The 13,324-nt window shown below is 64.2% G+C and carries 10 protein-coding genes; 5 read left to right on the top strand and 5 right to left on the bottom strand.

From position 1 onward, the window contains the following. Positions 1-24: 24 nt before the first annotated feature. Positions 25-849, top strand: coding sequence for a metallophosphoesterase (locus M1R55_RS03675; RefSeq protein WP_249393375.1), 825 nt, complete (start codon positions 25-27; stop codon positions 847-849). Positions 850-869: 20 nt separating this feature from the next. Here M1R55_RS03675 and M1R55_RS03670 read toward each other — a convergent pair whose 3' ends face one another. After that, positions 870-1,442: a ubiquinol-cytochrome c reductase iron-sulfur subunit gene (locus M1R55_RS03670; protein WP_249393374.1), complete on the bottom strand. Its 573-nt coding sequence runs from the start codon at positions 1,440-1,442 to the stop codon at positions 870-872. A gap of 523 nt (positions 1,443-1,965) precedes the next feature. On the opposite strand from M1R55_RS03670, the gene M1R55_RS03665 reads away from it, so the two are divergent. From M1R55_RS03665 to M1R55_RS32045, 3 genes are all read left to right on the top strand, one after another. Beyond that, positions 1,966-3,489 (top strand): glycine--tRNA ligase, encoded by a 1,524-nt coding sequence (locus tag M1R55_RS03665; protein ID WP_249393373.1) that lies wholly within the window; start codon positions 1,966-1,968, stop codon positions 3,487-3,489. Positions 3,490-3,606: 117 nt separating this feature from the next. Continuing rightward, entirely contained in the window at positions 3,607-4,515 is a 909-nt protein-coding gene (locus tag M1R55_RS03660; protein WP_249393372.1) for an L-lactate dehydrogenase, read from the top strand. Between the two features lie 20 nt (positions 4,516-4,535). Further along, the gene (locus M1R55_RS32045; protein ID WP_371827151.1) at positions 4,536-4,751 is read left to right on the top strand and encodes a DUF1272 domain-containing protein; all 216 of its coding nucleotides are present in this window, start codon (positions 4,536-4,538) and stop codon (positions 4,749-4,751) included. On the opposite strand, the gene M1R55_RS03655 is transcribed toward M1R55_RS32045, so the two are convergent. Both M1R55_RS03655 and M1R55_RS03650 read right to left on the bottom strand, forming a co-directional pair. Then, positions 4,705-6,192, bottom strand: coding sequence for an alpha/beta hydrolase (locus tag M1R55_RS03655; protein WP_249394122.1), 1,488 nt, complete (start codon positions 6,190-6,192; stop codon positions 4,705-4,707). The genes M1R55_RS32045 and M1R55_RS03655 overlap by 47 nt on opposite strands. Positions 6,193-6,286: 94 nt before the next feature. Further along, entirely contained in the window at positions 6,287-7,129 is an 843-nt protein-coding gene (locus tag M1R55_RS03650; protein ID WP_249393371.1) for a hypothetical protein, read from the bottom strand. Positions 7,130-7,384: 255 nt separating this feature from the next. Here M1R55_RS03650 and M1R55_RS03645 point away from each other — a divergent pair, with 255 nt between their 5' ends. After that, positions 7,385-10,816, top strand: a complete 3,432-nt coding sequence (locus M1R55_RS03645) for a DEAD/DEAH box helicase (protein ID WP_249393370.1) — start codon at positions 7,385-7,387, stop codon at positions 10,814-10,816. 351 nt (positions 10,817-11,167) lie between these two features. Here the strand turns inward: M1R55_RS03645 and M1R55_RS03640 are convergent, their stop codons facing one another. Both M1R55_RS03640 and M1R55_RS03635 read right to left on the bottom strand, forming a co-directional pair. Then, a complete protein-coding gene (locus tag M1R55_RS03640) occupies positions 11,168-12,403 on the bottom strand; it encodes a zf-HC2 domain-containing protein (RefSeq protein ID WP_249393369.1) in 1,236 nt (411 codons plus the stop codon). Next, complete coding sequence (locus M1R55_RS03635; RefSeq protein WP_249393368.1) at positions 12,400-12,999, bottom strand: RNA polymerase sigma factor; 600 nt, start codon at positions 12,997-12,999, stop codon at positions 12,400-12,402. The genes M1R55_RS03640 and M1R55_RS03635 overlap by 4 nt, the downstream gene beginning before the upstream one ends. Between the last annotated feature and the right edge of the window lie 325 nt (positions 13,000-13,324).

Below are 13,324 nucleotides of genomic sequence, written 5' to 3'. Positions count from 1 at the left end.
TCAGAGGCACTGATACCTTCAAGCATGGTTCTGTCTCAGCGTTGGAACGAAAGAGATTGGGATGGGTCATGGCTGGTCATTCCTGATCTCCACGGCCACGCCGCCCGCTTGAACGTGGCCCTCAAGTTGGCACAGCACTTCCAGGCGTCCAAATTGGTTTTCTTGGGCGATCTGATCGACGATTCCCCACGCCGCCGAGTGGCCCGCCGTATGCCGCCCAGTCCCGGCACTGGCGACAATTCGCGCTTGGTGCCGGAAACGGTGCGCGTACTGGTGGAATTGGGCCGCGCCGAACTGATATTGGGCAACCATGAGGCGATGGCCGCCGCAAGTGTTCTGGACGATCACCGCCCGCTGATGAACCTGTGGTGGAAGGTGGGAGGCCGGGAAGCCGCCGCGTCGTATGGCTGGGATGGCCGGGGCGATTCACCTGCGCTGATGGCTGATTTGCGTTGGGTGCGCGAGAATGCCTGCCTGTGGCTGGAAATCGGGCCGCCGGGTGCAACAATCCTCCTTTCTCACGCCACGCGGCCCACGCCCGAGCGGTATGTCAGTGGCCTGAACCGGGCAGGCGACCTGCTGCCCAGCGACAGCGATGACGACGTGGTTTGGTTTCCACTTGGCCTAGAGGCCGCCAATGGTGCACGCCTGCTCTCCCTGCCAACTCTGCCGCCCAGATTCGTCGCTAGCTTGCACGGACACATGGAAACACCGGGCCTCTGGACACTGTTGGACACAGAGAACAACCCGGCGTATCAGTTAGATATGAATCCAGCACGACAGAAATTGGCGCTGATGCTGGTCAGTGCAGAGGGTCAGATGAAACCGCATCTGACCCCTGTAAAATAAGGTTTTAGCCTACAGGCCCATCAGCCCACAAAGACATTCTGACCGTCAATTCGCACAGCGACGCGGTCTAGCGGGCGCACGGCGGGGCCTTTGACCACGTCTCCGGTGAGAGTAAACACCGAGCCGTGACAGGGGCAATTGAACGCCGTAGCCGCGCCTGTGCCCGCCGCCTGCACGCCGCAGCCGTTGTGGGTGCAGCGGTCACTGAGGGCCAGAAGATGCACGTCGCCGCTGCTGGCCGCGCCCGCCTGAGCCGCTGGGATACGGGCCAGCAGCACGCCTTTGCCGCCTACCTGCACCAGTTGCGTGCTGCCTACTGCCGGAAAAGCGCCCAGCGTGGAGGTGGCCGCCGGAGCAGCAGCCGGGGCCGCCGCTGGAGTCACAGCCGCTGCAGGAGCAGGAGTTGCGGGGGCCGCAGCGGGTGCAGCGGTGTTCATCATGGGCTGCATCATCGGGGCGCACCCGGTCAGCAGGACGGCCCCGCCCACCAACTTGACGGCGGTGCGGCGGTTCAGATCAGTCTGGGTGCTGTTCAACTGGGTGTTGGGGGCAGCGGCGGCAGTCTGATCTTCGGTCTGGGTGTGCTGGGTCATGGCGGTTCCTCCAGAAGCGGTCAAGCGAGATGCACGATGTGGGACAGACGGTACGGGTCGGAAACAGTCCAGCACGGCAGAACTGAACACTTATAGGCTCCGGCCTGCCCCAGTGGACAGCCAGAACCCCTCTACATTGAAAGACCTACCTATACCGTACCCTCCAATGATGAGGTACACAAGGGGGAATCAGACACCTTTCGGCCCCGTGCCGCTTGACCGGGGAGCGGGCGGTGCGGCACACTGGCGGCAGCGTCGATCCGCAGAAGTAGCGGCACACGACCCCAAGAGCGAGCCTGTGGCGGTGAGAGTCAGGCGGGAAGTCGGGCCGTGAAGGGCAGCGGGGAGCGCGGGCTGCGGCAAGTGGTCCGACAACATGTTTCAGAGTGCCCCGGCAGCGTTTCGGGGAACTGGGGTGGAACCGCGCAGGGCCAAGCAGGCCCACACTGCGCCCCCAGGCGAGCCAATCGCCGGGGCGTTCTCTTTTTGTTTTTGCCCCGGCGGGCGGCCAGAAGGAGCAACCATGCCCGCAACGTCTATGGAAGAACTGGTCAGCCTGTGCAAACGCCGGGGCTTTATTTTTCAAGGCTCCGAGATTTACGGCGGCCTGCAAGGGTTCTACGATTACGGCCCGCTGGGTGTAGAGCTGAAGAACAACATTAAAGCCGCGTGGTGGCGGGCCAACGTCTACGAGCGCGACGACATGGAAGGCCTAGATGCCAGCATCATCATGCACCGCCAGGTGTTGCGCCACAGCGGACATGAAGCCACGTTTTCCGACCCGATGATCGACAATAAAAAGAACAACAAGCGCTACCGGCTCGATCATCTGGTGAAGGATCAGAAGGCCGATGTGATCGCCAAAGTCGCGGAGCTGATCGGTGAAGATGTGGCGAATTTTCCGGCAGTGGTGGCGGCCCTGAATAAAAAGCCCGCCGAAGCCAGCGCGGCCCTGAAAACGGCAGGCGTGCGCGACCCCTTTTCCGGCGAGGTGGGCGACTGGACGGAACCCAAGCCCTTCAACATGATGTTTAAGACCACGATTGGCCCGGTGGCCGATGAGGAAAGCTACGGCTACCTGCGCCCCGAAACCGCGCAGGGCATCTTCGTGAACTTCAAGAACGTCGTGGACAGCACCAGCCGCCGCCTGCCGTTCGGCATCGCCCAGATCGGCAAGGCCTTTCGCAACGAGATCACGCCCCGCAATTTTATTTTCCGGGTGCGCGAACTGGAGCAGATGGAAATTGAATTCTTCTGCACCCCCGGCACCGACGAAACGTGGCATCAGCACTGGCTGGAACAACGCCTGAGCTGGTGGGAAGCGCAGGGCATCCCGCGCAGCAAGATCGACATTCTGGACGTGCCCAAAGAGGATCTGGCACATTACTCCAAGCGCACCTACGACCTGATGTACGACTACCCCACGCTGGGCTACGAGGAAATCGAGGGCATTGCCAACCGCTCGGACTACGATCTGGGCAGCCACACCAAGGCGCAGGGCGAGCTGAACCTGACCGCCCGTGTGGAAGAAAACCTGGACAGCATCGCCAAGCTGACCATTCCACACCCCGAAACCAACAAGCCCGTCGTGCCGTTTGTGATTGAGCCGTCTGCGGGGGTAGACCGGGCGCTGTTGGCGGTACTCAGCGAGGCGTTTACCAAAGAAACCCTAGAAAACGGCAATGAACGCATCGTGCTGAAGCTGAAGCCACACCTTGCGCCCATCAAAGTGGCCGTCATTCCGCTGGCCCGCAACAAATCCGAACTGGTGGAACTGGCCCGTTCCATTAAATCCGATCTGCAAAAGCTGGGGCTTGGCCGTATTTTGCTGGAAGACAGCGGCAATATCGGTAAGGCTTACCGCCGTCATGATGAAATCGGTACGCCGTATTGCGTGACGGTAGACTTCGACACCATCGGCCAAAGTGCGGAAGGTGCAGACCAGAGTTTGAAAGACACCGTGACCATTCGTGACCGCAACACCTTGGCGCAGGTAAGAATCAAGATCAGTGAATTGGCCGGGTGGATTACAGCGCATTTGAAATAGAGGCTTCTCCGAATTAAAAGTATTGCCCCTGCTGAGCGCGGGGGCTTTTTTCTTCCCACTCCCCGCCGTTCCTTCATCCTGACATTCCGCCGCCACCCATTCCCTTACGCTGACCGTATGACGAAAGTGGGCATGGTTGGGTCAGGTATGGTGGGCAGTGCGGCGGGATTTGCGCTGGTGCTGCGGGGCAGTTGCACCGAATTGGTGCTGGTAGATAAGGACGCGGCGCGGGCGCAGGCCGAAGCGCAGGACATCTCGCACGCCACGCCGGTCAGCCATCCGGTGCGGGTCAGCAGCGGCGGCTTTGAGGCTCTGGCCGGGGCCAGCGTGGTCATCCTCACGGCGGGCGCGAACCAGAAACCCGGCGAAGATCGCCTGAGTCTGCTGAAGCGCAACGCCGATATTTTCCGTGAGCTGGTGCCGCAGATTACACAGGCCGCGCCCCATGCAGTGTTGCTGGTGGCGACCAATCCAGTCGACCTGATGACGGCCCTGACCGCCAAACTCGCGCCAAATCAGCCTGTCGTCGGTTCAGGTACGGTGCTGGACAGCGCCCGCTTTCGCGCCCTGATTGCGGCCAAAGTCGGCGTGGCCCCGCAGCATGTTCACGCCTCGGTGCTGGGCGAACACGGCGACTCCGAGGTGCTGGGCTGGAGCAGCGCCAGTGTGGGCGGCGTGCCTCTGGCGCAGGTGATTGACTTGACCGAGGAAGTAACACAGGAAATCGAGAACGGCACACGCGGCGCGGCGGCGCAGATTATTGCCGGGAAACACGCCACCAACTACGGCGTCGGCGCGGCGTTGGCCCTCATCACCGAGGCCGTGCTGCGAGATCGCCGCGCCGTCCTGACCGTCAGCGGGCCGTCGCCGTATGGCCCCTGCCTGAGCCTGCCGCGTGTGGTGGGCGCAGGCGGCATCGGGGCCACCCTGACGCCCGATCTGTCGGAGCAAGAGAAAGCTGCACTGGAACGCAGCGCAGCGGTATTGATGGAAGCGGCGAAAGGGCTACCAGAACTCTCCGCCTGAGCTTCGCTTACACTCCATTCATGCTTGAGATGAAGGCCGAGTGCGAACACTGCCAAACCGCCCTAGCTGCCGGTGCGGAGGCGCTGATCTGCTCGTTCGAATGCACATTTTGCGCTGCCTGTGCTGCCAGCATGAATCACGTCTGCCCCAATTGCAGCGGCGAACTGCTAACCCGGCCCCGCCGCGCCGTTAAGGGTTTGGGGCCTGTGCGGTCTGGGCCACCGCTGGCCCGGTAATCCCGCGCATCCAATTCAGCGTCCAGCGGGCCACCTGATCGCTCTTGGCCACCGTGATATCCAGATGGCTGGCCCCCGGCAACGTACGCGTGGTCACGGTGGCGCGGGTGAAGGCGGCGAATCGGCGGTAGTCGTTCTCAGTCGTAATCCCATTTTCGGCAGCGATGCCCAGAATCGGGGTAGAGACGGCGCGGGTGTGCCAGACGCGCAGGGTGGTCGCAAACGGCGTGCCCACCGTGTCCAACTGGGCCGCGCCCACATCCACACTCAGGCGCATAGGAAAGTACCACTCGGCGTAATCGCTGACCGGATTCCAGAATCGGCCCACAAAATCGTGCGGATCGGTGGTGGCGTCGGCGTCGGCCTTCCAGCCTACCGGGCGGCTGCGGTCGGCGGGGCCAAGCACGAACTGGCTGTTTTCTGTGGCCCCCAGCAGGCGCGGCAGCGGGTTGGGAATGGAAGCGGCATTGGTGGCCTGCCCCGTTCTGAGCGTCAGGAAGGGCAGCAGCGAATATTGCTGCTCCAGTTGCGCAAGGCCCGCCGCAAGATTGGTAGCAGCGTAAGAAACGAGACCGCCCGCCGGAGCCAGAGCATCGGGCGCGGTGGCCGCAAGCCGGGCCTGAGCAGCGGCGCGGCTTGCAAAGGTCGGATTGAAGATCAGGCTGTTGATATAGGGAATTTCATCCAGCTTGTTGACTCCCGGCACATACCCCAGCCGGCCCACGCTGCCGTTCTGGTACTGATCCCAGGAGATCGGGTCAGAGGTGGTGTTGCCCGGTGCGCCGTCCAGCATCAGCAGGCCGCGCACGCCCTTAAATCCAATCTGGTCGTCAGGGGTAGGGGCCGCGCCAAACGGGGCATTCCCGAAGTCGTACCCGGCATACAGGCTGGTCAGTGTGCCGCCCAGAGAATGCCCGCCAATAAAGACATTCGGCGTCAGCGTGCGGGCCTCGCGCACCGCCTCGCGCCAGTCGCGCAGCGTGGTATCCAGTCCCCAGTTCTTCATAAAGGTCAGGCTGGAAGTGGGCCGTGCCGGAATACCCTGCTGCACGATACGGACGAGTTCGGCGGGGTCGGCGTTGGCAATGGCCGCGCCCGATTCCAGAAGATTGGAGCGGCGGTCTACGGCCCATACCGCCACACCCGGATCAAGCGCCACGATTTGCCGCGCCAATCGGTCAAAACTCCCCGCGCCGCCCAGGAAGCCGGGCATCAGCAGCAGCACGGCGTTTGGCTTAGTTGGGCCGTAGCGCACCGTGATGCTGGCGTTCAGGTCGGCGGGCGTACCAGGCACGACCTCGCCTGTCCGCACTACCCGTACGGCGGGCACGGCGTCCAGCGCGGCTTCAGTGGGTGCGGCGGGGTGTGCCGCACCCACACAGAGTGCGCCCAACAGCACAGCGGCGGCAAAACGGGACAGGTTGCGCTCCGAGAAAAACATCACACGTCATCCTGAGGCCACGCGGCCCTGCAGACCGTACCTTCATCAACATCCCAGCTAGATCAAGCCTGAAGCTGGCCCTCACCCAGGGAGGTCACTCTGTAGGGCTGGGTTCTTTTAGGTCTTCGCTGAGGCTGTATTTGTCTTTCAGATAGCGCCCGTGCGCCTCCAGTTTGCGCTGCCCCTGTCCGGCCCGCTCGGTACTCACGCTCCGCATCCGGCGCTCTATGTGGCCCAGTTGCATCAACAGTTCCAGATCGGCGGCAGAGGTAGGCGACGCGGCGCGGTAGGCGCTTAGCAGGTCGGGCAGATCGCGGCGGGCGGCCTGCTGGGCGTCGTAGGTGTCGCGGCCCAACGCCTGATCGTGGGCGGTCACGCGCAGGGCGTCGCGGGTGGCGATGGCGGTGGCGTGCAGTGCAGCGCGGGCCGGGGCGGGCAGCGTGCGCTCATGCAGGCGCAGGGTCGCCAGCAACGAGGCTTCATCGTGGGCAGCGGCTCCGGCCATATCAAGCGTCGTGGGCTGTGCGGTGTCTTCCGGCGCATGCAAAATGGCGCGGGCGCGGCGGGCCGTCCAGTACGTGCCGAACGCTGCCGCCGCCAAGGTGAGGGCCAGCAGGATTCCGGCCACGTCGCTGCCCGACGCCGTGCCGATGCCCAGCAGCAGCAGCAGTGGCCCCACCAGGAGCGCCCCCAGCACGCCCAGAATCAGCAGGGCCACCAGCCCCAGCAGGCGCCGCACCCGGCTTCCGGCGCGGCGGGCACGGCTGACCGTCTCGGCGGCAGACCCGGCAGGCGCAGGCAGCCAGGGATCGCGCCCGCCCGTCATCAGGACGACTGAGCTATTTGGCAAACGCTGTGCAGGACGGATCAGATACCGCACCACACGGGAGCCGGTGCGGGCAACAGTGATGATGGTGGCAGCGTTCAAGTCCGGCATATTCCCTAAAGTACGCGCCCAAGGTGTGAATAGTTGCCGCCTGGCTTACGAAGCAGACCGGGAATTGGGGCTGGGTCTTGAGCTATCGGCCATGAATGGGCTGTCCTCTGACAGGTTGTTCGCAGTCTTCTCTTCATACGCCGGTCAAAAGGAAGCAAGGCAAGCAGTTTGAATCCCGGTGTGCGCTAGACTTCAGGATGTGTTTGTTCTTGTTGCTTGCCGTGTAGACCGCTGCCCGCTGGTCAGGGTGCTCCTGTGAAGCTCAGTCGTCTGCCGCCGGGATTTGGGCTGGATACGGCGGCTCAGGCCCTCGCGTTGCGGCAGGAAGCCGTGTCGGACGTGATGCGCGAGTGGACGGACACGGGCTGGAAGGCCACCGCCACCGTGCGCGACGGGGGCAACGACTTTCAGGCGATGGCCGAACTGACGCCGCCGCCCGATCCGGTGCTCCGCTCCACGTCCTGCACCTGCGGGCGCTACCGCTGCCGTCATGTGGCGGCGCTGGTGCTGTCTGCCGACCCGCCCGATGCGCCGCGCCCCGCGCTGAAATCAGGGTCTAACGGGGTTTCTGGCTCTGCGGCAGGTGAAGGAGGGCCCGCCCGCGCCCCAGCCGTAGAACCGCTGGATGCCCGCGCCCAGCAGTGGCTCGCCAGCTTTGACGACAAGAAATCCGGCGGGCGCGGGCGGCAATATGAGTTGCGCTACGTGCTCAGGATCATGCCTGTGACCTCCCAGGGTGGCCCCGGCAGCATCCGGCGGGTGGCGGTGGGCGTCGTGCGCGTGCCGGTGCGCGGCGACGTGGCCGAGGTGCGCTCTGCTGAGCATTACAGCCTGCCGCGCAACCTGTCGGCGGCCCCGGCTTTTGCTCGCCGAGACGCCGACTTGCTGCGCCTGTTGGAAGTGGCCTCTACCGCCGCACATCTGCCGGGCCGCTGGGACGAAACCCTGCACGCCTTGGGCGACCATCCAGCCACCGACCTGCTCATAGAGCTGATGCTGGATTCGGGCCGCCTGTGCTGGGAAGCCGCCGACGCCGTGCTGCACCGGGGCGAGTCGGTTCAGGGCATGCCGGGCTGGGCCACCGACGAGCGCGGCATGCAGTTTCCGACCCTGACGGTAGAGGGCGCGGCGGGCGGCGTGGTGCTGCCCCTGCCCCGGCCCTGGCTGGTGCGCCCCACCGAGTCATTCTTGGTGCGAGTCACCACCCACACGCCGCCGGAACAGGTGGCCCGCTTTCTGGCTGGCCCCACCGTGTCGCCCGCGCAGGCGGCGGCCCTGGCCCACGCGATCACGGCGGCGGGCGCACCCCTGCCCGTGCCCCAAACCGTACAGGTAAGGGAAGAACGTCTGCCCTTTACCCCGCAACTGCACCTGATGGGGCGCACCGTGACCATTCCCACCTACGATCGCTGGACGATGGTCATGAAGACCGAAACCTTCCCGCTGGCCGAGTTGCGCCCTGCATACGGCGGCCTGCCCATCCCGCAGGAGCCGGTGGTGTCGTCGGCCAACCGGGGCCGCGACGCCGGGCGCGACGTGTCCACTCTGCCCGTGCCCACCGTGTACCGCGACGGCATTCTGACCCGTGTGCCCCGCGACCCCGCCGCCGAGAAGCAGGCCACCCGCGCCCTGTCCCGCGCAGGCTTTGCGACCATGCAGGACGTGTACGGCGAGGAGTATGCCGTGCCCAGAGAACTGCGCGATCACCTGACGTTGGGCGACGACGAATCGTGGCTGGAATTTATGCGCGATGGCCGCACCGATCTGGAGGCGCGGGGCTTTACCATCCATATTCACCCTGATTTTCCGCTGGCTGTGGCCGAAATTAGCGACTGGTACGGCGAAACCGAAGAAGGCGGCGGCAACGGCTGGTTCACGCTGGACTTGGGCATTGTCGTAGACGGCGAGCGCGTGAGCCTGATTCCCGTGCTGGCCGATCTGATTGCTCGCCAGCCCGACCTATTTACGGTAGAAGCCCTGAACGAACTGAAGGACGACGAAACCATTTACGCTGCGCTGGGCGATGGCCGCCGCGTGGCGCTGCCTGCCGGACGGGTGCGGGCCATTCTCAGCGTGCTGGTAGAACTGAACCTACGCGATATTCCCGATGGCCCCCTGCGCCTGCCTCTGCTGGACGCCGCCCGCTTGGCCCAACTGGAAGGAGCTTTGCAGGCCCGCTGGGTGGGCGCGGAACGTCTGCTGGAGTTGGGGCGTAAGCTGCGGGACTTTGGCGGGATTCAGCCTGTAGAGCCGCCCGCAAGTTTGAATGCCGAATTGCGGCCCTACCAGTTGCAGGGGTTGGCGTGGCTGCAATTCCTGCGCGAGTACGAGTTGGGGGGCATTCTGGCCGACGACATGGGGCTGGGGAAAACGGTGCAAACGCTGGCCCACCTCCTGACCGAGAAGGCGGCGGGCCGTGCAGACCGTCCCAGCATGGTCGTGGCCCCCACCAGCGTCATCGGTAACTGGCAGGCCGAGGCCGCGCGGTTCGCTCCCAGCCTGCGCGTGCTGACCCTGCACGGCAAGGATCGCCGCAGCGAATTTGGCCGCATTTCCGACGCCGACCTGATCCTGACCACCTATCCGCTGCTGCCCCGTGACGTGGAATTGCTGAACGGGCACGCCTTCCACATGCTGATTCTGGACGAGGCCCAGAACATCAAAAACAGCAAAACGGCTGCTGCCAAAGCCGCCGGAAGCCTGGACGCCCGCCACCGCCTGTGCCTCACCGGAACGCCGCTGGAAAACCATCTGGGCGAGCTGTGGTCGCAGTTCAATTTCCTCTCGCCGGGGCTGCTGCACGATGAGCGCACCTTCCGCGAGTTGTACCGTACGCCCATAGAGAAGAAGGGTGATCCCCACCGCCGCGCCGCGCTGGCCGCCCGCGTTCGTCCCTTCATCCTGCGCCGCGAAAAACGCGATGTAGCCCGTGAGTTGCCACCCAAAACCGAAATTCCGGTGCGCGTGACCCTGGACGGCGATCAGCGCGACCTCTACGAAACTGTGCGTGTGACGATGGAGAGCCGCGTGCGCGAGGAGTTGCAGGCGCGGGGACTGGCCCGCTCGACCATCGCCATTCTGGACGCTCTGCTCAAACTCCGGCAGGCCGTCACCGATCCGCGCCTGGTGAAATTGGAGGCTGCCCGCAAGGTCAAGGGGAACGCCAAGCTGGACTGGCTGGAATCCAACCTGCCGCAGATGATCGAGGAAGGCCGCCGTGTGCTGATTTTCAGCGGATTTGCCACGTTGCTGGGCCACTTGGAGGACACCCTCAAGGCCCGCAATATTCCCTACTCCAAGATCACGGGGCAAACGCAGAAGCGTCAGGAACAGATCGACGCGTTCCAGTCGGGAGAAACGCACGTGTTCCTGATCACGCTCAAGGCGGGCGGCGTGGGCCTGAACCTGACTGCCGCCGATACGGTCATCCATTACGACCCCTGGTGGAATCCTGCCGCCGAGGATCAGGCTACTGACCGGGCCTACCGCATTGGGCAAGACAAGCCCGTGTTCGTGTACAAGCTGATCGCGGCGGGCAGCGTGGAGGAAAAGATTCTGGACTTGCAGGCCCGGAAGGCGGCGCTGGCACGCGGGATTCTGGACGGCGGTTTAAGTGACGCCACGCAGCTGACGACGCATGATCTGGATCGGTTGTTTGCTCCGTTGGAGGATGGGGAGGAGGACTAGGGTGGGGCGTTGGTGGGAAATGAAAAGGCGATTTGAATGGATGTTTTTTGCCTTCTCCCACGTTTTGCCCCACCCCCAACCCCATACCCCACCAAGTAGGGGGAGCGGCGCTGCGCTAGGCAGGATTGATCTTGTCGCATTTTGAGTCGGCTGAGTCCTTCTCTTGAAGCGGAATCGCCTGTTCATTCTCAAATGGAATTGGCCTGCCCACTGCGTGGACGACGGCCTCATACGGACTTGGGCAGTGGTGTTTTGGATGTGCCACGAGGTAAACCAAGCTGTGGATACCGTCCATCAACCCAATTTATTCACTCCACGATGCACGGATTTAGAGGCTGACGATCCCTTCCCCTACACGTCGCTCAGATCGGGCATCAGCATCAGCAGGCCGCGTGTGGCGTCAGCCAGAGCCAGGTGTCCATCGGGCAGGGCGGCAATGTCCATCGGGGTACCGAAGGTGCGTTGGCGGGTCACGCGGAAGGTTTGCAGGTCGACCACGCTGACCGTGCCGCCCCGGTCTGTCAGGTAAGCTTTGCCGTCCATCACGCTAAATTTGTCGGGATTGCCCTTCAGCTTCAGCGTGCGCCTGATCTGCCCGTCTTCGGCCAGTTCCAGCAGACGGCCCTGAACGTCCAGCACGAGCACGCCGCCCGACCACTGCTCCAGGCCAACGGGTGCGCCGCCCACTGCGTAAGTGTCCAGCAGTTGCCCCCCATCGGCAGACAGCACAAACACTTGCCCGGTGCTGTGGCTGGTTGCCCACAGGCGGTTGCCGACGTGCAGCACGGCGTCCATGCATTCGGCTTCGGGCATGGGGGCGGCTTTGGCCAGAATTCGGCGCGTGGTGGCGGCGTCATTCGGGCCGCCGAACACCAACAGTTCACCGCTGGACGCTGTTTTGACGAACACGCGGCCATCTTCTACGGCCAGTCCCGCCGCGCCGCCCGGTGTAGCGAATCGGCGTTCTATCTTGCCCTGAGCCACGTTCAGCACGATCAATTGGTTGTTGGCGGCGTCCAGCAGGTAGGCGCGGCCCACCGCGAACACGGCCTCGGTAAACCACGCGGGCTGGGGTGTCTCCATGTTCACGCGGCGCAATTGGCCGCCCGCCGAGCGAATCGTCAGCGGAGCGCCAGAGCTTTTGCTGGAGGCAAATACCACGCTGTCTCCGGCACTGACCACCACATCGGCCCGCGTGGGCGCAGGCTGGGGCCACAGCACAAAGGCGGCGACGGCGGCGGCCAATCCGAGGCTGGTGGGCAGCCAGAGGGCAAGGTTTGGGCGCTTTCGTGGGGCAGATTGGGGTATGGGGTGGTGCTGAAGATTGCTGCTGCGGGCGCTGTTCAGCACACGCGCACGCAGTTCGGCAGGTGGGGCGATTTCGGGGGCAGCTTGCAGCACGCCGCCCAGCACTTGCCGCAGTTCGGCAGCTTCACGCTGGCAGGTGGCGCACGTTTGCAAGTGTGCCTGTACCCGCTCCGCCTCCGCTTCAGAGGCGATGCCCAGCAGCACGGCGCTCAGGTCTTCGCGGCAAGCTTCACAGTCTGAATTGTCGATGCCCTTTCCGCTCCATTCCTGCCCGTTCATAAGCTCTCTCCTTCCTCGCCCAGTACCCCGCGCAGACGGTCTAGCGCGTATTTCAGTCGGCTTTTGACTGTGCCCACCGGAACCGACATGGCCGCCGCGATGTCTTCGCGCGTTTCTCCCCGGAAAAAGGCCCGCTCCACCGTTTCGCGCTGCACGGGTTTCAGGGTATGCAGCGCGGCCTGAATGTGTTCGGCGCGGGCACGTTCCTCGGCTCCGGCCTGCAAGCTCACGCGCTCATCGGGGAAGGGGAGAGGCAGTCCCTCGGCGTCGTCCAGCGGCAGATGCACCCGCCCGCCACGCAGTTTGGAAATGGCCGCGTGGCGCACCACCGTCAGAAAAAAGGTGGGAAACGACGCCCGCGCCGGATCGAACAGCCCCGGTTTCTCCCAGACCTTCAGGAAGGCGTCATGAACGATGTCCTGCGCCTGTGCCGCGTCTTTAAGGATGTAGAAGGCCACTCCATAAGCGGCGCGGCTGTGGCGGTCATACAGCGTAGCCAGCGCCGCCTCGTCGCGCAGGGCAAAGCGGGCCAGCAGCCCCGTGTCGGGTTCATCCGGCAGGGTCTGAAGGGGGGCGACCTGCTCGCTGGGGCGCATCGCTGACACACTACCCGAAACCGCCACAGCCGCGCCGCCACGTGGCCGGTGCGGGCGCAAGCCTTCCCTGCACACGCTCAACATGTTGGCCCGCGCTTCTTCCTCATGCTGACCTATACGCCCGCCGCGCCGGGAAAGTTCAGAGGGGCCATCAGCTCTGGCCTATAGACGTGAAAGAAAGCTTGTTCGTGGCCCAGAGCTTTCGGCTCATGGCGTGTCTGGCCCCGGATTGAACCTTTGCCCCCGCTCCCGCGTACAGGTCATCAGCAGGACAGGCCGGGTGGGGCGCAGCACAGGCCTTGAACCTTTTGCCCTACCCCGGCGT

It is taken from the genome of Deinococcus sp. QL22 (genome assembly GCF_023370075.1).
Taxonomy (GTDB): Bacteria; Deinococcota; Deinococci; order Deinococcales; family Deinococcaceae; genus Deinococcus.
Note: the sequence above shows the minus strand (reverse complement) of the source record. Positions and strands in the feature narration are given on the sequence as shown.